Below are 23291 nucleotides of genomic sequence, written 5' to 3'. Positions count from 1 at the left end.
GATCAGACAGAGGTCGCTGCGCCGGACCGGAAGTCTGTCGCAGCGGCGCGTCGAGGTCGACCGCCCTGGTCGATGCCCTGGCGGTCGGCCCATCCGATGATCAGGTAGACCAGGATCGCTGCGATGGCGAAGAACCCGGCCATGATGAGAAGCCCACCGTTGGTGGACCCGGTCGAGTCTTTGAACAGGCCGAGGATGTAGGGGCCCACGAGTCCGCTGACGTTGCCGACCGAGTTCACCAGCGCGATCGAGACCGCAGCCAGGGCTCCGGCGTAGACCTGGGCGACCGCCGCCTGGAAGGTCGACAGCACTCCGAAGAATCCTGCTGCAGCAATGCTGATGCCCACCAGGGCGAGCACGGGGTTCCCTGAGGCCACACCGATTCCCAGGCCGATTGCGGCGGCAGCCATGAGACCCGTGAGGTGCCACTTCCGGTCACCGGTGCGAGCGATGCTCCGCAGGACGACGAACATGACGATGGCCGAGAACGCCCACGGAATGGCGGCAATGAAACCCGACGCCACCACATTGAGCTTGAACTGGTCTTTGACGATCGTCGGCAGGAAGTAGGTGATCGACCAGAAGCCGATGAGCATACTGAAGTACGTGAAGGCGAAGACCCACACCGACGGTCGACGAAGAGCCGCGGGGATCTGCTTCAGTTCGTGGCCGGCCGAACCCTCGGTCTGCACGACGTTTGCGGCAAGGTAGGCCTTTTCTTCGTCGTCGAGCCAGGCCGCTTTGGCCGGCTTGGACGGCAGTTTGATGAAGATGTAGATACCCAGGGCGATGGCGGGGATGCCCTCGATGATGAAGACCCAGCGCCAGCCGGCGATTCCGCCGACACCGTCGAGCAGCAGCAACGATGCCGTCACGACCGAGCCGATGCAGAGTGCCACCGGAACGGCCAGGTTCAGCAGCGAATAGGCCTTCGGCAGGAGGTGACGTGGGCACCACAGTGCCAGGAACAGGGCCACACCCGGCGAGTACCCGGCTTCGGCGACACCGAGCAGGAATCTCAGCACGTACAGGCTGACATCGTTCTGCATGAACGCCATCGCGATGGTCACGAGCCCCCAGCTGACCATGATGCGGCCGAGCCAGATGCGTGCGCCGACCTTGGCGAGGAACATGTTCGACGGAATCTCGCAGAGGAGGTAACCGATGTAGAAGAAGCCCGCAGCAAGGCCGAACGACGCTGCGGTGAGCCCCAGGTCCTTCGACAGGGGTGCCGCTATGACGCCGAGGTTCGCCCGGTCGATGTACGAGATGAACATGCCGAGCATGACGACCGGCAAGATCTTGACGGTCATCTTGCGGTAGATGCGGGTTTCGATTTCGGGCGGCGCGCCCTCGATTGTCCGAGCCATTGAGTGACCTCTCCATTGAAGTGGGATGCGGGACACCTGGCGGTTCGTCCCGATGGTCGACTCTAAATCGCGGTATCTATTCGAGTCCAATACCAATCATGAAAGGATTGTTCTTGAATTCGGAAAGATCAGGCGTGGGCAGAGCCTGCTCCGAGATAGCGAGCACCTTTCGAAGGGCAGGAGACTGGTCATCCTTCCTCCAGGCGAGCGTGGCGAACATGTGGTTGGGTTCCGCGTCGATGATCGGCAGGTAGGCGACGCCGACGTTCTGCGCCGGCGTCACGGAGCTCAGGGTGATCGTCACGCCGACGCCGGCGGCGACAAGTGCGAGCACAGTGGCGGAGTCCGGAGCGATCTGCGTGAGCCGGGGCCGGAAGCCTGCCGTGACGCAGAGGGCGAACATAGTCGCCTGCAGGATGGACCCCTGGTCTTCGGGAAGGCTGACGAAGTCTTCGTTCCGGAGGTCAGACAGACGTACCTCTCCCTGCTGGGCCAGCGGGTGACTGTCGGGTACGGCGCAGATGATCTCCTCGACTTCGATCACCCGCGATTCGAGTTGGGGGTGGTTGGAGGGGAGGCGCGAGAAGGCCAGATCGAGGGAACCTGCGACCAGCTTCTCGATCGCCGTGTACACGTAGGTCTGCGACTGGAGCTCGAGTTCGATGCCCGGGTGAGCGAGGCGGACCGCACGGCTCAGGAGCGGGAGCGACCGCTGGCTCGAGGCACCGGCGAAGCCGAGCCGCACGCGACCCTCCTCGCCCGTTCTGATCGACTCGGCCGCCGCCCGGGTCAGGTTCAGCTGGTTCAGCACTTTGAGCGCGGGGATGAGCAGCCGCGCACCGGCGTCTGTCAGCGTCACATTGCGGGTGTTGCGCACGAACAATTGGACTTTGAGATCCGCTTCGAGCTGTCGGATCCGGTTGCTGAGCGGCGGTTGCGAGATGCGCAATCGAGCCGCAGCGCGCCCGAAGTGCAGTTCTTCGGCAACAGCGACGAACGCTTCGATGTCTCGCAGTTCCATGATCGATCTCCTTTTCGCGCGGCCTGGCTGTGCCCAATTATGCCCCTGGTGCTATCAATGACTGCATGATTGGTAATGGACAGGGCAAGAAAGTCGTGATGTCCTTGCACTCGCAGCCCCGCGATCACCAGCGAGGCGACTGACTCTCTGCCAAGCGATGATGCTTCACTACAAGCGATGGTGCTTCACTACGGCAGAAGAAACGGAGTTGATCCATGGCGGATCGTCTATTGGTTACCGGCGGCGCATCGGGAATCGGGCGCGCAATCGCCCTCCACGGGCAGAGCATGGGCTGGGAGGTGGTCGTGATCGACCGCTCGGCCTCAGACGTGGGCCGCTCGATTGTGGCCGACCTTTCTGACCCCGGGAGCACAGCGACCGCGTTGGAGGATGCCCTGTCGGGCGGCCCGATCACCCGGCTGGTCAACAACGTCGGAGCCGTCTTCCCGGCACCGCTGGAGGAGCAGTCCCTCGCTGACCTCGATGCCTCGTTCTCACTCAATCTGCGATGCGCGGTGCAGTGCGCCCAGGCGGTTCTGCCCGGCATGACCGAGGCCGGGTTCGGCCGCATCGTCAACATGTCGTCACGGGCAGCGCTCGGAAAAGAGTTGCGCACAGCGTACGCGGCCGCCAAGGCCGGACTGATCGGCCTGACCCGGGTCTGGGCCCTGGAACTGGGCCAGCGAGGAATCACGGTGAATGCGATCGGCCCCGGACCTATTGCCACCGACCTCTTCATGAAGGCCAACCCCGCCGATTCGCCCCGCACGAAGAAGATCATCGAATCGGTGCCCGTCGGCCGGCTCGGAGAACCTGAAGACATCGCTCACGCCGCAGGGTTCTTTCTCGACGACCGGGCCGGATTCGTCACCGGCCAGGTGCTCTACGTCTGCGGTGGCCTCACGGTCGGCGTGAACCCCATCTGAGATTCGAACGCTACGCGCGTTCCGCGTCGCGCTCGCTCTACTCGATCCACCATCCCCCACACAGAGAATGACGTCATGAAAGCCATCAGAAAAGAGACTCCCACCCCGGGCGTCACCTTCGTGAAGAACCTGCCCGAATCCGCTCATCCTCTGCCCGGTCAGATCAAGATCGCTGTCGCCGCAGCCTCGGTGTGCGGCACAGACCTCGGAATCGCGAGATACACGCCCGCTGCCCAGGCCTTCAACCTGAAGCTCCCGGTCACCATGGGCCATGAGGGATCCGGCACTGTCGTCGAAGTCGGAGAAGGGGTGACCTCGTTCAAGCCGGGTGACGACGTTGCGCTCGACTCCCACATCGCCTGCTTCGACTGCTACCAGTGCTCGATCGGCAACGCGCACATCTGTGACCGGATGCAGTTGCTCGGCCTTCATGTCGACGGGCTCTTCGCCGAGTTCTGCACGGTTTCGGCGAGTGCGGCCTACAAGCTCCCCCAGGGATTCCCCCTCGAGGCAGCAGCGCTCCTCGAGCCGGCCGGAGTCGCCATGCATGCACTGCAGTCGACCGGTGAGCCGATGCTCGGCAAACGCGTCGTCATCACCGGCGCGGGGCCCGTCGGGCTCTTCATCGCCGAGCTGGCCAAGCTCGGCGGGGCCGCGAAGGTCGTTGTTGTCGAACCGAACCCCTGGCGCCGGGCCTTCGCCGAGAGCCGGGGCGCCGTGGCACTCGAACCCAGCGAGAACGCCAGCCAGGCGATCCTCGATCTCTCAGGCAACCGCGGCGGTTTCGATGTCGCGTTCGAGGCCTCCGGTCACCCCTCCGGCTTCGGCACGGCGATCAACGCCCTGCGCAAGGCCGGCACCTACGTCTCCGTCGGTTTCGGTAACGCACCCGTCGAGCTCGACATGGGTGAGTACCTGAACCGCCGGGGCATCACCATGGTCGGCTCGTTCGGCAGACGACTCTGGTCGACCTGGGACCTGCTCGTCGCCCTGGTGGCAGAAGGCCGCCTCGACCTCGACGCCTTCATCACGCACAGGGTGACGCTCGAAGAATTCGACCACGCGCTCGAACTGTTGTCTGGGGACTCGTGCAAGGTGCTGGTCATCCCCTCGGCCGTCTGATCCACTGATCGAACGTCAGGTCCGGATGCCCGGGGGCACCGTCTGCGCAATGCCGACGATCAGCCGCCGGCCCCGGCCGGTTCGTCGAGGGCGGCGAAGACCTCACGGGCCGCGGCCAACGCCGAGTTTGCAGCCGGCACCCCGGCGTAGACGGCGGTGTGCATCAGGGCCTCGGAGATCTCCGCGCGGCTGAGTCCATTCGTCAGGGCGGCTCGCACGTGCATCCGCAGCTCTGCCTCGTGCCCCCCTGTCGCAAGGCAGGCGAGCGTCAGAAAACTGCGCGTGCGGCGGTCGAGGCCCGGGCGTGACCAGATCTCCCCCCAGGCGTACCGGGTGATGAAGTCCTGGAAGTCGGCCGTCTCTGGCGTGATCTTCGCGTTCGCCGCGTCGACGTGGGCGTCGCCCAGCACCTCGCGCCTCACGATCATTCCCGAATCATAGGTCTCGGCCGCCGTGGCACCGCGGGGCAGCCAGGGACGCACGTGTTCCACGAGCCCGAGCAGCGCCGTTCTGACAACCGCGGGGCGTTCGAGCGTGGGCAGGTGGCCGGCGTCGTCGATGATGACGAGAGGGGCATGGATCGCCTCGGCCAGCTGCCCGAGCATCTCGGGAGTAGTGACGGCGTCGGCGGCACCGGCGATGCAGAGTGCGGGTGTGGTGATACCCACAAGACGGTCGCGCACATCGAACAGGGCGAGCGCTCCGCAGCAGAGGGCGTACGACTCGTCGTCGACGTCGAGCAGCTCGGTGAGGGCGCGGGCAGTGAATGACGGGCTTCGTTCGAGCGAACCGGGAGCGAACCAGCGTTCGGCGCTCGAGGCGACCAGCGACGCAGTGCCACTGGCCCGGACCTGGGAGGCGCGGGCATCCCAGCCGTCGGCGGTACCGATCTTCGGCCCGGAGCAGATCACAGCGAGGCTTCGAAGTCGATCGGCGTGGTCGACCGCAAGTTGCAGGCCGATTGCACCACCCATCGACACGCCGGCGTAGTGGAACGCCCCGCCTCCGACCGCGTCGACCAGGGCGAGAACGCCTTCGGCGAGCTCGGCCATCGTGAAGGGCTCGCGGGTGCGCGGGCTCGCCCCGTGGCCGGGCAGGTCGAAGCGGAGAACACGGAAGTTCGCGCTCAACTCGGCCAACAGCGGCTGCCAGAGCGAGGTCGTCGTACCCAGGGACGGGCCGAGCACAAGCAGTTCGGCGTTCGGCGCCCCACTCGAGACGGGCTGGACGGTGCAGCGCAGCTGGGGAACGGTCACAGGGACTCCTTCTTTCGGGCAATCCCACGGTATCGCGTGAGCACCGCGTCGATCGCCGCGCCGGTCTGGCCGATGGGGGCGTCAGGGTCGAAAACACGAGCGAGAGCAGTCCGTACGTCGTCACTGTGGCCGGCAGCGGCCAGCTGTTCATCAAGAACCGTGCTGAGCGGCGAAACGGGAGAGACAAGCGCGGATGCCGCCTTCACAAGGGCGAACGCCTCCGTCTTGCCGAGCATCCCGGCCAGTGTGGCAGAGGCCCGTTCGGAGTACAGCAGCCCGTGCGTCAGCGCGAGGTTCTCGCGCATCCGGCGGGCGTCGACGCGCAGGTTCGCCACCAGCCCAGCCGCCGCCTGCGTGCTCGTGAGCGCAAGCCGTTCGAGGGCGCGAAGGGTCTGCCATTCGGCGTGCCAGCCACCGATGGCGCGCTGGTCTTCAGCGAGCAGACTCCCGTAGAGGGTCGACAACAGCCCCGGCGCCTGCTTTCCGGCCGAGACGACCAGCACAGAGCTGACGGGGTTGCGTTTGTGCGGCATGGCAGACGAGCCACCCTCGCCTTCGGCCAGACCTTCAGACAGTTCACCGATCTCGGTGCGCGACAACTCGGCGACGTTCATCGCGATGCTGGCGACGACGCCGGTGGCCGCTGCCAGAATCGAACCGAGTTCGACGACCGGCAACCGGTCGCTGTGCCAGCTGATGACCGGCGCGACGAGCCCGAGTTCTGCAGCGTACGCCGAGAGCACTCGTTCGACACTCGTCGATTCCGGATGCCCGGGCTGACGTGTCGCGGCCGCGTCGGTGAGCACAGCCAGGGTACCGACGGCACCCCCGAGCGAGGCGGGTAGCCTCTGCCGGGCATCCATCACGCTCAGGATGACCGTGCACACCGCGTCGAGCCAACCGGCGACGACGAAACCGAACGTGGTGGGCGAGGCGTGCTGGCCGAGGGTGCGGCCGGCCTGGGGTGTGGCCCGATGCGTTTCGGCGAGTGCAGCGAGCGAACCCGCAAGCGACTCGAGCGACTCGAGCGTGGCCTCGAGCGTGGTGGCAGCGACGATCATGGTGGCGGTGTCGATGATGTCCTGGCTGGTGGCCCCGACGTGCACATGGTCGGAGGCGCCGGCGTGGAGCGTCTCTGCACGGGTCGCGAGGGCCGCGACCAGCGGGATGACGGGGTTGCCGCCCGAGCGGCCTGCCACGGCAAGGGTGGCGAGATCGAGGGCCGAGGTGTCGGCCAGGGAGTCGGCGACCCCGAGCATCCATGCGGGTGCGAGGCCTGCGGTGACCAGTGCCCGGCTGAGCGCAACCTCGGCGGCGACCATCGCCTGAAGCCAGGCCCCGTCACCGAGGAGCGATTCTGCGATGCCGTCGGCACCCAGAGGGTCGAGCAGCTCAGGCATCGAAGTCCAGGAAGACCGTTTCGCCCTCACCCTGCAGCCGCACATCGAAGCGGTACGACGTGGGGCCGTCTGCCACGGCCACCAGGGTCGAGCGGCGGTCGGCCGGCACGCTCTTCACCACGGCGTCGGTCTCGGCGAGTGCCTCGAGAGCCGAGACATCGACGAAATAGGCGCGGGTGAAGAGATGGTGCAGCAGCCCACGGGCGAAGACCGTGATCAAGACGTACGGTGCCCCACCCCCGACGGAACCCGGCTTAACAGTGGTGAAGGTGAAGTCACCCGCGCGCGTCGTCGCGGCACGGCCGAACCCGGTGAAGGTGTAGCCGTCGGGCTCATGGGCACCGAGTTCGCGGCTGATCTGGCCGTTCTCATCGGGCTGCCAGATCTCGACGAGGGCGTCCTGCAGGCCGACGCCGGCACCGTCGATGACGCGGCCGTGCAGCCGGATAGCTGCCGGGTGAGCCGTATTGACGAGTTCGGGGCCACCCTCGTAGGGAAGGGCGAATCCGTAGAACGGGCCCACGGTCTGCGACGGGGTCTGCACGAACTCCGTCTGCGCGAATTCACTCATGGTCATCATCCTGCTCCATCCACGTGGATTTCGGGCCGGTCAGCACGATGTTCCATCGGTAGCCAGTGGCCCACTCCGGTTTCGTGACGTCGTGATCGTAGCTCGAGACCAGGCGTTCACGAGCTGCTGGGTCGACGATCGACTGGTAGATCGGGTCGAGGGCGAACAGGGGGTCGCCCGGGAAGTACATCTGCGTGATGAGTCGCTGGGTGAATGCCGTGCCGAAGAGCGAGAAGTGGATGTGCGCGGGTCGCCACGCGTTGAGGTGATTCTTCCAGGGGTAGGGGCCTGGTTTGATGGTGGTGAGCTGGTAGCTGCCGTCGTCGCCCGTGATCACGCGGCCGACCCCGGTGAAGTTGGGGTCGAGTGGCGCCGGGTGCTGGTCGCGCTTGTGCACGTACCGACCGGAGGAGTTCGCCTGCCAGATCTCCATCAACTGGTTTCGAACCGGGCGCCCTTCGCCGTCGAGCACCTTGCCGGTGACGATGATCCGTTCGCCGAGGGGTTCGCCGCTGTGCTGGATGGTGAGGTCGCTCTCGTACGAGTCGACGTCGGTGTGGCCAAACGCCGGAGAGGTGCGCTCGATCTCCTCGGGGTCGGCCTTGACGAGGGCGTGCGTGGGGTGCCGGAGCACCGAGCTGCGGTAGGGCGCATAACCGCGGCGCGGATGGAGCTCGGGCTGGCCGCCGTCCTGGCGGGCAGCCTGGGCTTCGGAGCTGATCGCCGCCATCTCGGCGTTGATCTCGTTCTGGCTGGCCAGGGTTTCAGACATCTGGGGGCCGACTTTCTCTGGGTGATGCATCGTGGAGTGTGGGTTCGTGGACGAATCAGCCCAGCGGCAGGCCGGTGTACTGCTCTGCCAGCGAACGCTGGGCGTACAGCGAGTGGGTGACGTAGTCGAGCCGGCCCAGTTGGCTGCGGTAGTCGAACGCCGCCTCGTCACCGGTGCCGGGGCGAACGTGTAGGAGGTCGGTCATCCACTGGGAGAACTGTTGCACCTTCCACTGGCGGACCAGTGCGGTGTCGCTGTACGAGCTCAGCAGCGCTGAATCATCGGCATAGTGGGTGACGATCGCTGCACTCAGCTGCGTCACGTCGGAGATGGCTGAGTTGAGGCCCTTGGCGCCGGTCGGCGGAACGATGTGTCCAGAGTCGCCGACGAGGAACAGTGATCCATGGTTGAGAGTCGACGCCACGAAGCTGCGCATCGGGGTGATCGACTTCTCGGTCACGGGGCCCTCGTTCAGCGCCCAGCCGTCGCTGGCGAGGCGGGTGTGCAGGGCATCCCAGATGCGGGAATCGGGCCAGTTCGAGATGTCATCACCCGGGTCGACCTGGATGTACAGGCGCGAGACCGAGTTCGAGCGCATCGAGTGCATGGCGAACCCGTCGGGGTGCAGGGCGTAGATCAGCTCGTCTGTCGACGGTGCCACGTCTGCGAGGATGCCGAGCCAGGCGAAGGGGTAGGTCTTGTCGAAGACCGTGAGGCGGTTGTTCGGAATGGCCGGCCGCGAGATGCCGTGGAACCCATCAGCACCGACGATGAAGTCGGCCTCGACCGTGTAGTCAGAGCCGTCGTGCGTGAAGGTCAGCGAGGGCGACCGCGTCTCGATGCCGCGCACCGCAACGTCGCCAGCCTCGTAGAAGACGGCAGAACCCGCGGCATCGTGTGCGGCCTCGAGGTCTCGCACGACCGCCTGCTGGCCGTACACCGTGACCGTGCGACCGATGAGTTCATTGAAATCGACGTGGTGGCGAAGGCCAGGTGACTGCAGGTAGATGCCGTGATGCACCAGCCCGCGTGCGTCGACACCCTCGCTTACGCCCAGCCGCTGCAGGGTCTCGACGGCACCCTGTTCGAGAACGCCGGCGCGAACCCGGCCGAGAATGTACTCGCGTGACTTGTTCTCGACAATGACGAAGTCGATGCCGGCCTGGCGCAGCGACCAGCCGAGGAGCAGTCCAGCGGGGCCGGCGCCGATGATGGCGACGCGGGTGGAGAGAGTGGGCACAATGTTTCTTCCTGAGCGACGGTGATGAGGATGATCGCCAGTATCGTTGCAGCCCACCCCCGTAGGGGCAGACCTTCCGTTCAGCGGAAACCCTCCTCGCTGGCGGAGCGGTAGCCGAGGGCGCGGCTGATGCCCCGTGCGGCCACGCGCACGACGGCCTCGTTCTGGCGAGCAGAGGACTCCGTCGTGCGAATCACGATGGAGACCGCCCCGACCACCGCCCCACTGCGGTCACGGATGGGCGCGGCCGTCGACGACGAACCCGGCGTCATCTCCTCGCTCATCTGGGCTATGCCGCTGGCCCGGATCTCAGCGAGACGGCGCCGCAGAAGTTCGGGCGAGGTCACGGTGCCGGGCAGAAAACCGGCGAGCGGGGCATCCAGATAGTCGTTGATGAAGTCAGCCGGGGCGAACGCCAGAAGCACCAGCCCCACCCCTGTCGAATGTAAGGGCAGACGCGCGCCGACTCGCGAGATGATCGGCACGGCACCGTGACCGGTGAGCTTCTCGAGATAGAGCGCATCGCGGCCGTCGAGAATCGCAAGGTGCACATGCTCGTGTGTCGCTTCGAAGAGATCCTCGAGGTACGGCAGGGCCGCAGAGCGCAGGTTCTTCGCCGACGGCGCCTGCACGCCGAGTTCCCAGAGGCGAAGGCCGAGGTTGTAGCGCCCGTCGTCGGCGCGCGTGAGGCCACCCCACGAGACCCACTCGCCGACCAGGCGGTGTGCCGTCGAGAGTGGCAGTCCGGCCCGCTCGGCGATCGCTGTCAGCGTGAGCGAAGCTGACGTCGGGGCGACGGTGAAGGCGTCGAGAATGGCGAAAAGCTTCGACGCGACAGAGCGACCATCGCTGTCTTCCCGCTGCGCCGCCACAGCCCCGATGGTAGCCCAGAGTTGTTACGCAACAAGTATCGGCGCTCCTTCGCGCTATGCAGCGAAGACCAGCTGCTGGAGCGCGCCCGTCACGACCTGCTTCTCGAGCACGAGCCCGCACTTCAGCGCGACCCGCTGTGATGCCAGATTCGCCGGATCGATGATGGCGACGACTCGCGAGGTGCCCCGGGCGCGGGCGAACTCCAGGCACGCTCGGGCGGCCTCGGTCGCGTAACCCAACCCCTGGGCCTCCGTGCGAAGGTGGTAACCGACCTCCACCTCTTCGACACCGTCGACCGTCTGCATGGTCAGGCCGCAACCGGCTGGTCTCGATGATGCTTACGACGTCAAGCCTAGAACGGTGGATGCCCGGGGTCCCGGTCGGGTTTAGATACGGCGCTGCGCGCCTACTCAACCAGCGGCAGACCGGCACGCGTGACGGTTTCTTACAGCCAGGCAACAGCCGATCATCCACCAGCCTACGGGCTGGCCGTACGCTGGAGGAATGACTGACAGCGCGCGCGTCTACATCATTCACGAGAACCCGGAGTGGCTGCCTCCGCTGCGTGCCGCCTTCGAAGCCGAAGGGGTGCCGTTTGCCGAGATCGTGCTGACCGAGGGCGTGATCGACCTCGACGCCGAGCCCGCGCCCGGCATCTAGTGGTCGCGAATGAGCGCCTCCTCGCACACCCGCGGCCACGAGCACTCGAAGGACTATGCACGGGCACTCCTGTCGTGGCTTGAGAGTTCGGGCACGCGAGTCGTGAATGGCCGCTCGGTGATCGACCTCGAGGTGAGCAAAGTCGAGCAGCACCGGGCCCTCGCGAAAGCCGGCTTCGACGTGCCGCGCACCGCCGCCGTCTTCGGACGGAGCGACCTCAAACAGAAGGCCCGCGAGTTCGAGGCACCGTTCATCACCAAGCACAACCAGGGCGGCAAGGGCCTGGGGGTGCGGCGCTTCGACTCGCACGCCGAATTCGACAGCCACGTCGACTCCCCCCTGTTCGAAGAGTCGCCCGACGGCATCACGCTCATCCAGGAGTACCTGGCGGCGGCCGAGCCGTTCGTCACCCGCGTCGAGTTCGTGGGCGGGCGGTACGTGTACGCCGTTCGGGTCGACATCTCTGGTGGCAGTTTCGAGCTCTGCCCCGCAGATGTCTGCGCCGTCGATCTGGATGCTGCACCCCCCGCCACCGCAACGCCGCCATTCTCCCTCCGCCCCGGTTTCGACAACGATCCCCTGATCGCCCGGTACGAGCGCCTTCTCGCCGCCACCGGCGTCGAGATCGCCGGGATCGAGTTCATCGAGACCACCGACGGCCGCCGCGTCACCTACGACATCAACACGAACACCAACTACAACCCCGACGTCGAGGCGGCATCTGCTGTCTCTGGCCCCCGGGAGATCGCCCGGTTCCTCGGCGCACTTCTCGACGAACAGAACGCGGCCGAATTGCGTTCGACTCGTCTCCAGGCGTACCCCGCATGATGCGCTTCGGCTACTGGACTCCCATCTTCGGCGGCTGGCTTCGCAACGTCGACGACGAGCAGACCCCCGCGACCTTCGAGCACCTGAAGACCATCGCCCAGACCGCGGAGCAGATCGGCTTCGACCTCACCCTCATCGCCGAGCTCAACCTGAACGACATCAACGGCCAGGATGCGCCGAGCTTCGACGCCTGGGAACTCGCCGCGGCGATCGGTGCTGTCACACAGACGCAGGAGATCATGCTCGCAGTCAGGCCGGGCTACCACCTGCCTGCGCTGGCCGCGAAGAAGGCGGCCACCCTCGACGAGATCAGCGGCGGCAGGCTCACCTTGAACGTCGTTTCGGCCTGGTGGGCGGAGGAGGCGCGCCAGTACGGCGGCATCTTCTCCGAGCACGACGACCGCTACCGTCGCAGCGAGGAGTTCGTCGAGGTGCTGCGCGGGCTCTGGAGCCAGACGCCGTTCAGCTACACCGGAGACTACTACCAGCTCGACGGCACACACCTGCAGCCGAAACCCCGGGTGACCCCGCGCATCTACGCCGGCGGTGAGAGTGAGGCCGGCCGGGCATCCATCGCCGGTTTTGCCGACGCGTACGTCACCCATGGCGGCACTCCCGACGAGCTGCGCGCGAAGATCGCCGACATGACGGCGAGACGTAAAGCCACGGGCATTGCCCCCTTCGCCGATTTCGGCATGGCAGCCTTCGCCATCGTGCGCGACAGCGAAGAGGATGCCCGGCAGGAGCTCGAGCGCATCACCGATGTGAAGCACGGCGCGGCGTACGAGTCGTACCGGGACTTCGTCAGCAAGTCGCAGCTCGACACGGTGGTCGACCTGCGGGACTACTCGGTGTCGAACCGGGGACTGCGGCCCGAGCTCGTGGGCACGCCCGAGGTCGTCGCCCGGCGCATCATGGAGTTCTCGCGTGCCGGGGTGGGCATTCTGCTGCTGCAGTTCTCGCCGCACCTGGCCGAGATGGAGCGCTTCGCGCGCGACGTCATCCCGCGCGTGCGGGAGCTCGAGGCCGCCGAACGGCCAGCGCCGACCCGAGGCTGACCCGCGCTCCCGGGGTGCGCGCAAACGGCCCCACCATCCCCACTTTCGGGACGCTTGGCCGCACATGCGGGGTCGGGCTAGCCCACCCGCGTCGGCAGCGAAGCGAGAAACTCGGCGATCACGGCGGAGGTCGCCTCCGGCTGCTCGATGTGAGGGAGATGACCGGCGTTCTCGAGCACGGTGAGCCGGGCATCCGGAATCGCGGCCGCGAAGGCAGAGCCGTAGGCCGGCGTCACGATTCGATCGCTCTCACCCCAGATGACCAGCGCGGGCAGGCCCAATTCGGCGAGCCGACCCCGCAATGCGCTGTCATGCATGGACGGGTAGCCCGCGACCGCCCGCATCGTCTGCATGTTCGCTGCCTGCCGGGCCACCTGCTCTGGCGGCAGCGTGCTCGGGTCGACGAAGAACTTCTGCGGGTCGGCGAACGAATGCTCGGCCACCCCGCGGGCGTCGAGGGCGAAGAAGTCGACCATCGGCTCCTCTGGCACCTCGATACCCACGGCATCGATCAGCACGAGCGCTGCGATGCGCCCCTCTGCCCTGTCATCGAGCGCCATCTCGGCCGCCAACCAGCCGCCGAGCGACGAGCCGACCACCACGACGCCCTGTAGATCTTCGGCCCGAAGCAGTTCGCTGTACACCTCGGCCAGGCTCTGGATGCTCGACACCGCCTCGTCGCGTACGGTGCCGTTCCACCCGGGGTGCGTGGGCGCGATGACCTGGTGCGCTTCGGCGAGGTGTGCAACGAGCCCGGCAACCGTGAACGGGCCGCCACCGCCGTGCAGTACCAGCACGGGTCGCCCCTCGCCGGATTCGGTCACGGTGAGGGAGATGCCGGGTGCGTCGCCGACGATTCGCGTGTCTGTTCGAGTCATGGGACTATCGTATATCAACATGTTTATATAAGTAACCTGTGCCAGCTGTTATCGTGAGCTCATGACCGCCGAACTCGAACAGCTGGGCCGCCGGGTCAAGCAGGCGCAATACCGCCACCACCGCGCCCTCGACTCCCGGCTCGCCACCATCGGCACGACGCTCACGCAGTGGGATGCGCTGCGCGCCATCGCCCAGAACCCCGGAGCCTCGGCCCACGCGCTTGCGGTCGCGACATTCCAGAGCGACCAGTCCTTCGGAACCCTCGCGACGCGGCTGAGTGCCCAGAACCTGATCTCCCGCCAGGCCGGTCGCGGTCGCGCCATCGAGCACCACCTCACCCCCGAAGGCGAACGGATGCTCGCGGCCGGCTACCCTCTCACCGCCGAGGTGCTCGCCTCCTCGTTCGGCGCGCTCAGCGAGCCCGAACGGCAGACCCTGCTCGGCCTGTTGAACCGCGTGGCGACAGACCTCTGATTGGGGGCCAGCCCCGAACCGGTCGGGGGCTCAGGAACCGGACGACGTCGAATGCTGCGTCGAGCGTCGTCCAGGCAACACTTGTCGACCACTCATGGGGCAGAAGTCACTTGTCGAGCTCAACCGTGTAGATCGGGATGAGGTTCACGGTCACCACGTCTGGGGAGATGCCCTTGGCGACCAGCCGTGTCTTCAGCTCATCCGTTCCGGGCACCGGCAGCGGGCCTTCGGCGCGCACGATGATCTCGCTCCCCTGTGAGCTCACATCGGTGATGCGCCAGCCCACCGAGCTCGACCAGTCGTCGGCGACACCGTGCACGGCGCCTTCAAGAACGGCGCGCGACGCCACGGAGGCACTCGTGAGCGAGAGCGGCGCCCCGATGAGCAACAGCATGATCAGGAGCAGGGCGATGGGGCGCGCGAGGTTGCGCTTCTCTGCCGTCTTGTCGAACTGCGTGAGCCGGTTCACCCCGTAGAACGACATCACGATGATGCCAGTTCCGATGATGGCGACCACGTTCGTCATGAAGAGCAGCAACGCTCCGAGAAACTGCGAGACAGAACCCGACTCGAGCGTCAGGCCGGCCACCGTGAGCGGCGGAACCAGCGAGATCGCGATCGCAACGCCCGGCAGCGTGTCAGAGATGTCACGGCGCACCAGAGCGACAGAGCCGACGACGCCCGTACCCAGCGCGGCAAGGAGGTCGATCAACCCGGGCGTCACGCGCCCCGCCACCTGCGGGTTCGTCGCGGCGAGAACATCCGGGGTTACCAGAAGCCCCACGAGGTACCCGATCGCGACGGCCACCGCCGCCCCACCGATCACGAGTGCGAGCGACCGGATGAGATTGGCCCGGTCACCGAGAACCGTCGCGAGCATCGTGCCCATGATCGGCGTCATCAAAGGGGCCACGATCATGGCCCCGATGACGGTCGCGGTCGAGTCGGCGACGACGCCCGCCGAAGCGATGATCGACGCCAGGATGAGCAGCAGCCAGAACCTCGAGTACCTGCGACTCGCGTGCGGGCCGTCGAAGAACACCGAGTCACGCATGAGTTCGGCGGTGTTGAAACGATCATCCATGATCTGAAAGATAGTGGCGTGGTGACCGGCTCTCCGGTCACCACGCGCGTTCTGCACCCGAGACCATGCTCAGCGGCGGCGGTAGTAGTCCTTCCAGACCAGGCGCTGCAGCGGAATCCAGCGCGGCAGCGTTCGAAGCCCGGGTATGAAGGGCACAAGACCGAGCAGCAGCGTCAGCACCAGCATGATCCCGACCACGAGGATGTCGGCGTTCGCCGCTTCGCCGATCGCCGGCACCTGGTACCAGAACGAGAACAGCCACAGCCAGGACTGGCCGGGGTAGTTGCCGGTCTCGTTCATCATGCCCCACTGGTCACCCGTGAGGTGTGCGGAGTCGGCGAGACCCACGAAGTAGGTGCCGTCACCGAGGAACAGGATGCTGCGGGTGTAGTTGAGGTTGAAGAACCCACCCTCGTTCTGGATCGCCCCATCGAGCGCACCCTGCTGCGCCATGACGAGCAGCGCATTCGTCAGCTGGGGCACAGGGCCGAAGTCGCCCGCCACCACCTGCGCCGGGTCGCCGTCGGGCGCTGCCGCGAGCGCGTCGGAGTACGCCGACGTCCAGGCCGACTGCTGGTCTGGAGTGGCGCTGGACCACTCGCCAAGCGCGCTCGGGGGGTTCGACTGCAGTGCAAGCGGCCCTGTCACGAAGTCCTTCGCCGTGTCGATCGGAATCTTCACGCCTGACAGGCCCTGCAGGTCGATCGCACCCACCGTCTGGGTCGCATCGGGCGTGGAATTGTACGGCGGCCCGTAGCCTGCGGTGTCGCTCGTTCCGCCGAGTTCGGCGGTCGCGGTCGCGACGAAATCGGCCGGGGCATTGGTCGCCCACGACTGCAGCGTCACGCTCGGTTCGTCGGGAGAGCTGAAGATGGCTGAGAGCCCGACCACCAGAACGCCCACCACGATGACACCCACCGTGAGTTCTTTGAAGAGGTCGTACTCGCGCTTCGCCCCCGCCCACGGCCGACTCGCGATGTCATCTTTCTTGCGCCACGACATGGATGCCCGTGTGTTGGTCATCGCGCACCTCCCTGCGTCTCCGTCGAAGCAACCGTCGAGTTGCTCGCAGCGACCGGCCCCGGTGCTGCACCGGAGGAGGAGGCGACCGACGCGGATGAGTCGGCACCGCTCAGCTGGGCATCCGTCTCTGCCGCCTCGAGTGGCGGCACGACGCCGTGCGCCCGCACCAGCAGAACGTGCAGTGCAACGATCACCCCGACGGCCAGCGGCAGCAGCACAATGTGCCACATGAAGATCTGGCCCAGGTCTGCAACGTTGAACCATGCTCCGATTCCGACGGCGTTGAGCGCGTCTTTCGCCTCGAAGGCGATCCACTGCGAATCGAAGTTGGTCTGCAGGAGGTACCCGGTGAAGGCGGCCACGATCGACACGGCGAACGAAACGACACCGGTGATCCACGTCAGCACACGCCCTCCGCGCCACGATGCCATCCAGTACTTGCCCCAGAGGTGCACGACCATGAAGATGAAGAAGAGTTCGACGCTCCAGAGATGCGCACTGTTCACGAAGTGCCCGAACGATGAGACGTGATACCAACTCGGCCCGTTGAGGCTCAGCACAACACCCGAGACGATGATGAAGAGCAACGAGGCGATCGCACCCATGCCGAAGACGTAGATCCACGATGCGACGTAGCTCGGCTGGCCCTCTGGCAGGAGCTTGTCTGGGGGCAGCCGTTTGAGCATCCACTGCCGAGTCTTGCCGGTCCAGGTGTGAAGCTCTTCTTCTGTCTCAGTGATCGGCGCTGGCCCAGCGCTCGTGACGGGCCCAGTGCTCGTGACAGGCTCTCCGGGCTTCGGAGGTTGCGCGGCGGCTCCGCCGAGAGGTGCGTCATCGATGTGGAGTGTCATTTCGATCGCCGCGTTCCGGGAAACGGCAGCACGAGGGCCAGAACGAAAAGCACCAGCATCACGATGATGACGATGAGGTTGCCCGACTGGATGAGGAAGTTACCGAAGCCGTAGTAGGTGCCCGCGCTGATGTCGGTCAGTGCGGCGAAGAACGTGCTGAGCATGGCTGACCCTGCCTTCTCGGAACACCATGTTCCGATGTCTCAACCCTCGACCCCCCCTGTGGGGGCCACGTAGGGTACAAGGTCCCGGTCAGAGCCGAATATTCTTCGAATCCTCACAGAGACCAGCTGTCTCTTGCGCTCGGCCCGATGTCTCGCTGTGCTCAATCAGAGCGTTCTGTCGTTTCGATCGCGGGAATGCTCCAGAGCGACTTAATCTGGCGGAAACGCAGGGTGACTAGCATGTGAACTCCAGAGGAACACTTCGCTTCGGGGCCGTCGCTCTCAGTTGTGCACGCGGCATCGGTGCTGGAGGTGTGGCGGCACAGCGGCGGGAGCGTGACCGGATGATCGGAACCTACGTGGGTTACGTCAGCGGCGACGACCGGCTGCACGGGTTTCTGAGTGCGATCATCCATGACCAGCTCGGCATGAGGGAGTCGCGGCCGGCTTTTCGGGCCTTCAGGCTGAACGGCAGCAACGAGGTCTACGGGTACGAGGAGAAGTCGAGCCGTGCGCGCGTCATCTGCAAGTTCTACGGGCCGAAGTACGGCTGGGACAGAGACCGGGCGGCGCGAACGGCAAGCGATGAGTTCGAGAGCCTGCACCGGCTTCGCGGCTACGACCTGGTCGGCTCGCCGCACCACGTGATCCGGCCGCTCGGTGTCGACCCCGAGACGAACGGCGTTCTGGCGGTCGAGTACTACGAGGGTGAACAGTTCAGCACGGCCATCCGTCGCTGCACCGAGTACGGAGACGACGCCCATCTCTACTGGCGGCTGAAGGCCCTCGCGTTCTTTCTCGCGACGCAGCACAACAAGACAGCGAACGGGCAGGAGGTCGACTTCGGTTCCGACAGCAGATACCTCGACGGGCTCGTCGGGCGACTTCGAAAGCGCAACAAGATCGGGCAGTGGGACGCCGACGAACTGCTGTGGCTGCGCGACCTGTGGGCCGAGCGCCCTCGCATGTGGCAGGACCAGCAGGTCTGGCTGCATGGCGATGCGACGCCGGCGAACTTTCTCTTCGGTCATGGCCTCGACGTTGCGGCGATCGACCTCGAACGCATGGGGCGCGGCGACCGCATGTTCGACGTCGGTCGGGTTGCGGGTGAGCTGCAGCACGCCTTCATGTCGGCCACAGGAGATGCGAGGCGAGCCGAGCCCTTCATCGGTCACTTCCTCTGGGAGTACTCCAGCCATTTCCCCGACCGCGGCGCGGCCTTTGCGTCGATCACCTCCCGGGCTCCCTTCTACATGGGGCTGAACCTGCTCCGCATATCCCGCAACGACTATGTCGGGGCTGACTACCGGCGGCGGTTGATACGTCAGGCGAAACGGCTGCTGCGCGCAAGCTAAGGCTTTCGCTGCACGCTAGATTGGGTCGACACGCTCAGGGATGATGGGATGCAGGCTGGCGATGGACATCAGGGCTGTAGCGTTCGACGTCAACGGAACGCTGGTGAACATCCGCACCGACGAGCACCTCGACGAAGCGTTCCGCACCATCGGCCACCTGCTCACCTACCAGGGGATCGACCTGCGGAGGCATGAGGTCCGCGACCTCTACTTCACGATCCTGAAGCGGCAGCAGCGCGGCAGCGCCGAGAAGTATCCCGAATTCGACTCCGTCGGTGTGTGGCGCACACTCGTGGAGGAGACGGCGACCGACTACACCCGGAGCCTGCCTCCGGAGAAGCTGGCGCAGCTGCCCGGGCTACTCGCGGAGACGTACCGGGGCGCGACCCGGCAGAGGCTCAAGCTGTACCCGCACGTGCGCAAGGTGCTGCAGGGCATCCATGGCCGCCTGCCGATGGCCATCGTCACCGACGGGCAGTCGAGCTATGCGCGCGGCGAGCTGCACAAGGTCGGAATCGCGAGCTATTTCAGCCCGATCGTGGTGTCGGGTGACCACGGGTACCGCAAGCCTGACCCGCGATTGTTCCAGCTCGCGCTCGACGGCATGGGGGTCGCGGCCGAGCACACGCTCTACGTGGGCAACGACATGCACCGGGACGTCTACGGGGCGCAGAAGGCCGGCATGAAGACCGTGATGTTCACCTCGGACCAGGGCACGAAGAGCTATCGCCACTGTGTGCCCGACCACACGGTCCACGACCATCGCGAGCTGCTGAGGCTGCTCGGCCTCTAGCAGCGCGCCCTCGGGTGCGGGCAAACGGCCCGAAACTCGTCGCCGCGGGGACGTTTGGCCGCACCCGACAAACGGTCAGAGCGTCGTCACGACATAGAACTTGCGCAGCGGCTGGTGCACGGTCCAGACTGTGCGGTCGCCGGCACGCAACGTCACGAACGAGCCCGCCGTGATCTCGACAGATGGATGATCGTTGATGACGAGGCTCGCACGCCCGGCGAGGATGAGGCACACCTCGTCGACCTCCACATCGCGGGCGGCACCTTCGCTCATCTCCCAGATTCCCGCCTCGACCGGGCCGTCAGACTCGAAGAGCGGCAGAGTGCGCGTCGAGGGATGGCCCGCGACCACGTCACCATCGTCGATCGGTTCCCAGGGGGCGTCCGCAGTGCTCGTCTCCCGCACGCGGTTGACGTCTTCGTTGCTTGCAGTCATGAGTCGAATCCCAGCCCGAGGGCATCGAGCGAACGCAGCAGCATATTGCGGCGGCCCTCGCGGTGATCGGCGCGGTCGAGCGACCAGCGCGTGAGGTTGATGCCGATCGAGGCGGCAGGCTCAGGCGGGAAGGGCAGCGGGCGCTCCCGCACCATGCGCAGCTCGGTGCGCTCGGTCTGCTCTCCAAGGAGTAGGTCGAGCATCACGTCGGCCGCGAACCGGCTCGCGCCGACGCCGAGCCCGGTGAACCCCGAGGCGTAGGCGACGCGGCCCGCGCGGGCCTTTCCAAAGAAGGCGCAGAAGCGGGTCGAGGTGTCGATCGGGCCCGCCCACGCGTTGGTGAACCGGATGCCCGCCAGCTGTGGGAACGTGGTCAACAGGTGGCTCGCGAGCGTCGAGAAGCTCGCAGGGCGCTCTTCGTACGAGGGGCGCACTGTGCCGCCGCCGTAGTAGACCGCGTCGTACCCACCGAACAGGATGCGGTTGTCGCGGCTCAGCCGGTAGTAGTGGAACTGGTTGGCCAGATCGGCGATGCCCTGACGGTTCGACCAGCCGATCGACGCCAGCTGCGCGTCGCTCAGGGGTTCGGTCATCAGCACATAGTCGTAGACCGGAACGGTCATGCCGCGGTTGCGCTTCAGCAGCGAAGGGAAGACATTCGTCGCGAGGATGGCGTGGTCGGCTCGCACCACTCCCCCGCCCGCCGTGCGCATGAGTACACCGCTCCCGTGGTTCTCCAGGCCGGTGACCCTCGACTTCTCGAAGATCCGGCCGCCGAGTTCGGTGACAACGCGGGCGAGTTCGGCCGCGAGCTTCGCGGGGTGAACGAGAGCCGTCGACCGCTTGTCCCACGCCCCGGCGAGGTACGTCGGCGAGGCAACCTGGGACTGCACAGCAGCGGAGTCGAGAAAGGCGTCGCCCGGGACCAGGTCACGGATCCACTCGGGCTGGTGCGGCTCGACCGCCACAGTGAGCGTGCCCGTGCGCTCGAAGTCGCACTTCATGCCGTACCGTTCGACCGTGCGCTCGATGTCGTCGAGGTTCTTTTCGCCGATGCGCCGCAGGGCATCCATCTCTTCGGGCCAGCGATTCTCGCCGTTCTCGTCACCGTGCGTGATGCTGGCTTCGCAGAACCCGCCGTTGCGGCCAGACGCCGCCCACGCCACACGGCCTGCTTCGAGAACGACGACCCGGGCATCCGGTTCACGTTCGAGCGCACGCAGCGCCGACCACAGGCCGGTGTAGCCGCCGCCGACGATCACGAGATCGGCGTCGATCGTGCCGCTGAGAGTCTCGTAGCGGTCGCGCGATGCGGCGATGTCGTCGAGCCAGAAAGCACTGCGCCGAACCCCGGCCAGGGCGTGTTCGATGGCGAGCTCGCTCGGGCGCTGCCGCTCGAAGACGGTGTCGTGTGCCTTCGGCGGGGTCATCGCGGCACGACGATTCGAGAGCGGGCCTGGTCGCCGCCGCCGTCGGTCATTCGGCTCGCGCTCCAGAATTCGACTCAGAAATCGACCCAGGCCCCGACGCAGCTTCCGGCACAGCATCCAGCGCAGCATCCAATTCAGAGCCCGCCAGGCTGGCAATCGTCTCAGCGGCAAGGCGCCGCCCCACGCGAATCGCGCCGTCGACGTGCTGGTAGCCCTCAGCGGCGAGGTCACTCGAGCCGAACCGCAGCGGCCCGACCGGCACGAGCTGTAGTGCGCCGTAGCGGGTAAGCCCGCCGAGATCGAAGCTCGCAGCGTACGCCCCCTGCGTCCACTCCTCGGCCGCCCAGTCACTCTCGAAGTAGACCACGGGATCGAGAGCCTTCGGGCCGTAGTACGCAGCGAGTGACTCCAGAATGCGCTGCCTGCGTTCTGCGGCCGGCAGCGAGAACACTGAATCGGCCTTCTCATCGGAGACGAACCCCACCAGCGTGCCCTGCGTCTCGCCGTTATTGGTGTTGTCGTACGCCTCGTGCACCACCTGGTACGGGCTGAAGGCCGTCGCCGAGAGCCCGTCTTCGCGCCAGAACGGCGTCTCGTAGGTGGCATGCACCTTGATCACGAGGCCGAGCGACTGGTGCTGCTGCATCTGTTGGCGAAGGCGCGGCAGGTTCGGTGCATACTCGATGCGGTTGTAGAGGTTCGGCGGCACCGCGACGATCACTCGTCGCGCAGTGACCGTCAGCTCGTCGGTGGTCACCTCGACCAGCTCACCCGGCACCGCGTCAGCCTCGAGCGCTGCAGCCGACCACTGAATACGCCGCACCGGATGCCCGAGCCGCACATCGTTCGCATCGAGCTGTTCCGCGAGCCTCAGCGGAACCTGCTGAAGCCCCCCGACCACGCGCCTGTCGAGAATGAAGTCGGCGTCGACCAGGTGGCTGAAGCTGCCCGCGCTGGCCGCCATGAGCAGCGCCTGCAGCAGCGAGAAGGTGTGCGCGGGCTTCGTGAGCATGGCATCGGCAATGAAGAGAGAGATGTTCTCGCGCGCCTCGGCGTCGTCGCTCTGCTGGCCGAGCCAGGTCGCGAACGAGATCTGGTCGAATTCGGATGCCCGGGGGTGCGCCCACGGAGCCGCGGGGTCGGTCTCGGCCACGAGCTCATCGAGCACCCCGACCATCCGTGTCATTTCGGCTTGAGTGTAGGCATCAGCCGGAAAGATGTCGCCGGTGAAACGCTTGGCCACGCCGTCTGCGCCGATGTAGACGCTCTCACCGTCGCGGTACCGCGCGTAGGTCTCGAGCCCGAGTTCGTCGAGCGTCTCGAGCAGTACGGTCTGGTCGGGCGAGACCCACTGCCCGCCGATCTCGTAGAGCTGGCCGTCGATATGGTCGGTCCAGAGCCGCCCACCGACGCGGTCGCGTGCCTCGAGCACGATGACGGAGAACCCTGCGCGCTGCAGTTCCACCGCCGCCGTCAGTCCCGTCGCTCCCGCTCCGATGACGACGACGTCTCGCTCCAGCGACTCCATGACAACTCTTTCCGTAGCAATTCGACCGTTATGAGGAGAAGATCGTCCCCCACAACACAGTATGGCGCCCCTTTTCGTCGGTTGAGTGTAATTTTGCACTCGCGGGTGCGGGCAAACGGCCCAAAAATCGGGATCTCGGGGACGTATGTCCGCACCCAGCAAAAGTGTGAATGCTGCG

At 66.1% G+C, this 23291-nt stretch carries 25 protein-coding genes; 8 read left to right on the top strand and 17 right to left on the bottom strand.

Annotated elements, in window-relative coordinates:
- Positions 1 to 2: 2 nt before the first annotated feature.
- Together JOE66_RS02290 and JOE66_RS02285 are read right to left on the bottom strand one after the other, a co-directional pair.
- On the bottom strand, positions 3 to 1370 hold the full coding sequence (locus JOE66_RS02290) for an MFS transporter (protein ID WP_205106528.1): 1368 nt from the start codon (positions 1368 to 1370) through the stop codon (positions 3 to 5).
- Positions 1371 to 1446: 76 nt separating this feature from the next.
- Positions 1447 to 2391: a LysR substrate-binding domain-containing protein gene (locus JOE66_RS02285; protein ID WP_205106527.1), complete on the bottom strand. Its 945-nt coding sequence runs from the start codon at positions 2389 to 2391 to the stop codon at positions 1447 to 1449.
- Positions 2392 to 2606: 215 nt separating this feature from the next.
- Here JOE66_RS02285 and JOE66_RS02280 point away from each other — a divergent pair, with 215 nt between their 5' ends.
- A complete protein-coding gene (locus tag JOE66_RS02280; RefSeq protein ID WP_205106526.1) occupies positions 2607 to 3317 on the top strand; it encodes an SDR family oxidoreductase in 711 nt (236 codons plus the stop codon).
- A 75-nt stretch (positions 3318 to 3392) separates the two neighbouring features.
- A complete protein-coding gene (locus JOE66_RS02275) occupies positions 3393 to 4439 on the top strand; it encodes a zinc-dependent alcohol dehydrogenase (protein ID WP_205106525.1) in 1047 nt (348 codons plus the stop codon).
- Positions 4440 to 4498: 59 nt separating this feature from the next.
- Here the strand turns inward: JOE66_RS02275 and pcaDC are convergent, their stop codons facing one another.
- The 7 genes from pcaDC to JOE66_RS02240 form a co-directional block, all read right to left on the bottom strand.
- On the bottom strand, positions 4499 to 5695 hold the full coding sequence (pcaDC, locus tag JOE66_RS17560; protein WP_307827008.1) for a bifunctional 3-oxoadipate enol-lactonase/4-carboxymuconolactone decarboxylase PcaDC: 1197 nt from the start codon (positions 5693 to 5695) through the stop codon (positions 4499 to 4501).
- Complete coding sequence (locus JOE66_RS02265; RefSeq protein ID WP_205106524.1) at positions 5692 to 7095, bottom strand: lyase family protein; 1404 nt, start codon at positions 7093 to 7095, stop codon at positions 5692 to 5694. The genes pcaDC and JOE66_RS02265 overlap by 4 nt, the downstream gene beginning before the upstream one ends.
- On the bottom strand, positions 7088 to 7666 hold the full coding sequence (pcaG, locus tag JOE66_RS02260; RefSeq protein WP_205106523.1) for a protocatechuate 3,4-dioxygenase subunit alpha: 579 nt from the start codon (positions 7664 to 7666) through the stop codon (positions 7088 to 7090). The genes JOE66_RS02265 and pcaG overlap by 8 nt, the downstream gene beginning before the upstream one ends.
- Positions 7659 to 8396 carry a protocatechuate 3,4-dioxygenase subunit beta gene (gene pcaH / locus JOE66_RS02255; RefSeq protein WP_372435503.1) on the bottom strand — a complete coding sequence of 246 codons (738 nt, stop codon included), beginning with the start codon at positions 8394 to 8396 and terminating at the stop codon, positions 7659 to 7661. Before pcaH ends, pcaG begins: the two co-directional genes overlap by 8 nt.
- Before the next feature lie 97 nt (positions 8397 to 8493).
- A complete protein-coding gene (locus JOE66_RS02250; protein WP_205106521.1) occupies positions 8494 to 9678 on the bottom strand; it encodes a 4-hydroxybenzoate 3-monooxygenase in 1185 nt (394 codons plus the stop codon).
- An 80-nt stretch (positions 9679 to 9758) separates the two neighbouring features.
- Positions 9759 to 10550 (bottom strand): IclR family transcriptional regulator, encoded by a 792-nt coding sequence (locus JOE66_RS17555; RefSeq protein WP_205106520.1) that lies wholly within the window; start codon positions 10548 to 10550, stop codon positions 9759 to 9761.
- A 54-nt stretch (positions 10551 to 10604) separates the two neighbouring features.
- Positions 10605 to 10856, bottom strand: coding sequence for a GNAT family N-acetyltransferase (locus JOE66_RS02240; protein ID WP_205106519.1), 252 nt, complete (start codon positions 10854 to 10856; stop codon positions 10605 to 10607).
- Positions 10857 to 11055: 199 nt separating this feature from the next.
- On the opposite strand from JOE66_RS02240, the gene JOE66_RS17550 reads away from it, so the two are divergent.
- The 3 genes from JOE66_RS17550 to JOE66_RS02230 are packed head-to-tail and all read left to right on the top strand — an operon-like array spanning position 11056 to position 13097.
- Positions 11056 to 11211 (top strand): hypothetical protein, encoded by a 156-nt coding sequence (locus JOE66_RS17550; protein WP_307827007.1) that lies wholly within the window; start codon positions 11056 to 11058, stop codon positions 11209 to 11211.
- Between the two features lie 9 nt (positions 11212 to 11220).
- Complete coding sequence (locus tag JOE66_RS02235; RefSeq protein ID WP_307827006.1) at positions 11221 to 12039, top strand: ATP-grasp domain-containing protein; 819 nt, start codon at positions 11221 to 11223, stop codon at positions 12037 to 12039.
- On the top strand, positions 12036 to 13097 hold the full coding sequence (locus JOE66_RS02230; protein ID WP_239518194.1) for an LLM class flavin-dependent oxidoreductase: 1062 nt from the start codon (positions 12036 to 12038) through the stop codon (positions 13095 to 13097). The genes JOE66_RS02235 and JOE66_RS02230 overlap by 4 nt, the downstream gene beginning before the upstream one ends.
- A 77-nt stretch (positions 13098 to 13174) precedes the next feature.
- On the opposite strand, the gene JOE66_RS02225 is transcribed toward JOE66_RS02230, so the two are convergent.
- Complete coding sequence (locus tag JOE66_RS02225) at positions 13175 to 13975, bottom strand: alpha/beta fold hydrolase (protein ID WP_205106518.1); 801 nt, start codon at positions 13973 to 13975, stop codon at positions 13175 to 13177.
- A 61-nt stretch (positions 13976 to 14036) separates the two neighbouring features.
- On the opposite strand from JOE66_RS02225, the gene JOE66_RS02220 reads away from it, so the two are divergent.
- Positions 14037 to 14450: a MarR family winged helix-turn-helix transcriptional regulator gene (locus JOE66_RS02220; RefSeq protein ID WP_205106517.1), complete on the top strand. Its 414-nt coding sequence runs from the start codon at positions 14037 to 14039 to the stop codon at positions 14448 to 14450.
- 106 nt (positions 14451 to 14556) lie between these two features.
- Here the strand turns inward: JOE66_RS02220 and JOE66_RS02215 are convergent, their stop codons facing one another.
- From JOE66_RS02215 to JOE66_RS02200, 4 genes are all read right to left on the bottom strand, one after another.
- Positions 14557 to 15534, bottom strand: a complete 978-nt coding sequence (locus JOE66_RS02215; protein WP_205106516.1) for a TIGR00341 family protein — start codon at positions 15532 to 15534, stop codon at positions 14557 to 14559.
- 69 nt (positions 15535 to 15603) lie between these two features.
- Positions 15604 to 16557, bottom strand: a complete 954-nt coding sequence (locus tag JOE66_RS02210) for a hypothetical protein (protein WP_239518193.1) — start codon at positions 16555 to 16557, stop codon at positions 15604 to 15606.
- Positions 16554 to 17408: a cytochrome b N-terminal domain-containing protein gene (locus JOE66_RS02205; protein ID WP_205106515.1), complete on the bottom strand. Its 855-nt coding sequence runs from the start codon at positions 17406 to 17408 to the stop codon at positions 16554 to 16556. Before JOE66_RS02205 ends, JOE66_RS02210 begins: the two co-directional genes overlap by 4 nt.
- The gene (locus JOE66_RS02200) at positions 17405 to 17572 is read right to left on the bottom strand and encodes a hypothetical protein (RefSeq protein WP_205106514.1); all 168 of its coding nucleotides are present in this window, start codon (positions 17570 to 17572) and stop codon (positions 17405 to 17407) included. The genes JOE66_RS02205 and JOE66_RS02200 overlap by 4 nt, the downstream gene beginning before the upstream one ends.
- Positions 17573 to 17916: 344 nt before the next feature.
- Here JOE66_RS02200 and JOE66_RS02195 point away from each other — a divergent pair, with 344 nt between their 5' ends.
- Positions 17917 to 18927, top strand: a complete 1011-nt coding sequence (locus tag JOE66_RS02195) for a phosphotransferase (RefSeq protein WP_205106513.1) — start codon at positions 17917 to 17919, stop codon at positions 18925 to 18927.
- Between the two features lie 61 nt (positions 18928 to 18988).
- Entirely contained in the window at positions 18989 to 19720 is a 732-nt protein-coding gene (locus JOE66_RS02190) for an HAD family hydrolase (protein WP_205106512.1), read from the top strand.
- Between the two features lie 75 nt (positions 19721 to 19795).
- Here the strand turns inward: JOE66_RS02190 and JOE66_RS02185 are convergent, their stop codons facing one another.
- The 3 genes from JOE66_RS02185 to JOE66_RS02175 are packed head-to-tail and all read right to left on the bottom strand — an operon-like array spanning position 19796 to position 23113.
- Complete coding sequence (locus JOE66_RS02185) at positions 19796 to 20155, bottom strand: cupin domain-containing protein (RefSeq protein ID WP_205106511.1); 360 nt, start codon at positions 20153 to 20155, stop codon at positions 19796 to 19798.
- Complete coding sequence (locus JOE66_RS02180) at positions 20152 to 21585, bottom strand: NAD(P)/FAD-dependent oxidoreductase (RefSeq protein WP_205106510.1); 1434 nt, start codon at positions 21583 to 21585, stop codon at positions 20152 to 20154. Before JOE66_RS02180 ends, JOE66_RS02185 begins: the two co-directional genes overlap by 4 nt.
- A gap of 46 nt (positions 21586 to 21631) precedes the next feature.
- Entirely contained in the window at positions 21632 to 23113 is a 1482-nt protein-coding gene (locus tag JOE66_RS02175; protein ID WP_205106509.1) for a flavin monoamine oxidase family protein, read from the bottom strand.
- Positions 23114 to 23291 lie beyond the last annotated feature (178 nt).

Origin of the sequence: Subtercola frigoramans (genome assembly GCF_016907385.1) — a bacterium.
Lineage (GTDB): Bacteria > Actinomycetota > Actinomycetes > Actinomycetales > Microbacteriaceae > Subtercola > Subtercola frigoramans.
Note: the sequence above shows the minus strand (reverse complement) of the source record. Positions and strands in the feature narration are given on the sequence as shown.

What these genes read in the sequence shown, in the direction of transcription:
- JOE66_RS02215 (WP_205106516.1), bottom strand. Translation starts at nt 15,534, where the DNA reads ATGGATGATCGTTTCAACACCGCCGAACTCATGCGTGACTCGGTGTTC.
- JOE66_RS02210 (WP_239518193.1), bottom strand. Translation starts at nt 16,557, where the DNA reads ATGACCAACACACGGGCATCCATGTCGTGGCGCAAGAAAGATGACATC.
- JOE66_RS02275 (WP_205106525.1), top strand. Translation starts at nt 3,393, where the DNA reads ATGAAAGCCATCAGAAAAGAGACTCCCACCCCGGGCGTCACCTTCGTG.
- JOE66_RS02175 (WP_205106509.1), bottom strand. Translation starts at nt 23,113, where the DNA reads ATGGAGTCGCTGGAGCGAGACGTCGTCGTCATCGGAGCGGGAGCGACG.
- JOE66_RS02285 (WP_205106527.1), bottom strand. Translation starts at nt 2,391, where the DNA reads ATGGAACTGCGAGACATCGAAGCGTTCGTCGCTGTTGCCGAAGAACTG.
- JOE66_RS02235 (WP_307827006.1), top strand. Translation starts at nt 11,221, where the DNA reads ATGAGCGCCTCCTCGCACACCCGCGGCCACGAGCACTCGAAGGACTAT.
- JOE66_RS02195 (WP_205106513.1), top strand. Translation starts at nt 17,917, where the DNA reads ATGATCGGAACCTACGTGGGTTACGTCAGCGGCGACGACCGGCTGCAC.
- JOE66_RS02220 (WP_205106517.1), top strand. Translation starts at nt 14,037, where the DNA reads ATGACCGCCGAACTCGAACAGCTGGGCCGCCGGGTCAAGCAGGCGCAA.
- JOE66_RS02225 (WP_205106518.1), bottom strand. Translation starts at nt 13,975, where the DNA reads ATGACTCGAACAGACACGCGAATCGTCGGCGACGCACCCGGCATCTCC.
- JOE66_RS17550 (WP_307827007.1), top strand. Translation starts at nt 11,056, where the DNA reads ATGACTGACAGCGCGCGCGTCTACATCATTCACGAGAACCCGGAGTGG.
- pcaG (WP_205106523.1), bottom strand. Translation starts at nt 7,666, where the DNA reads ATGAGTGAATTCGCGCAGACGGAGTTCGTGCAGACCCCGTCGCAGACC.
- JOE66_RS02190 (WP_205106512.1), top strand. Translation starts at nt 18,989, where the DNA reads ATGGACATCAGGGCTGTAGCGTTCGACGTCAACGGAACGCTGGTGAAC.
- JOE66_RS02185 (WP_205106511.1), bottom strand. Translation starts at nt 20,155, where the DNA reads ATGACTGCAAGCAACGAAGACGTCAACCGCGTGCGGGAGACGAGCACT.
- JOE66_RS02180 (WP_205106510.1), bottom strand. Translation starts at nt 21,585, where the DNA reads ATGACCCCGCCGAAGGCACACGACACCGTCTTCGAGCGGCAGCGCCCG.
- JOE66_RS02265 (WP_205106524.1), bottom strand. Translation starts at nt 7,095, where the DNA reads ATGCCTGAGCTGCTCGACCCTCTGGGTGCCGACGGCATCGCAGAATCG.
- pcaH (WP_372435503.1), bottom strand. Translation starts at nt 8,396, where the DNA reads ATGGCGGCGATCAGCTCCGAAGCCCAGGCTGCCCGCCAGGACGGCGGC.
- JOE66_RS02205 (WP_205106515.1), bottom strand. Translation starts at nt 17,408, where the DNA reads ATGACACTCCACATCGATGACGCACCTCTCGGCGGAGCCGCCGCGCAA.
- JOE66_RS02290 (WP_205106528.1), bottom strand. Translation starts at nt 1,370, where the DNA reads ATGGCTCGGACAATCGAGGGCGCGCCGCCCGAAATCGAAACCCGCATC.
- JOE66_RS02280 (WP_205106526.1), top strand. Translation starts at nt 2,607, where the DNA reads ATGGCGGATCGTCTATTGGTTACCGGCGGCGCATCGGGAATCGGGCGC.
- JOE66_RS02230 (WP_239518194.1), top strand. Translation starts at nt 12,036, where the DNA reads ATGATGCGCTTCGGCTACTGGACTCCCATCTTCGGCGGCTGGCTTCGC.
- JOE66_RS02200 (WP_205106514.1), bottom strand. Translation starts at nt 17,572, where the DNA reads ATGCTCAGCACGTTCTTCGCCGCACTGACCGACATCAGCGCGGGCACC.
- JOE66_RS02240 (WP_205106519.1), bottom strand. Translation starts at nt 10,856, where the DNA reads ATGCAGACGGTCGACGGTGTCGAAGAGGTGGAGGTCGGTTACCACCTT.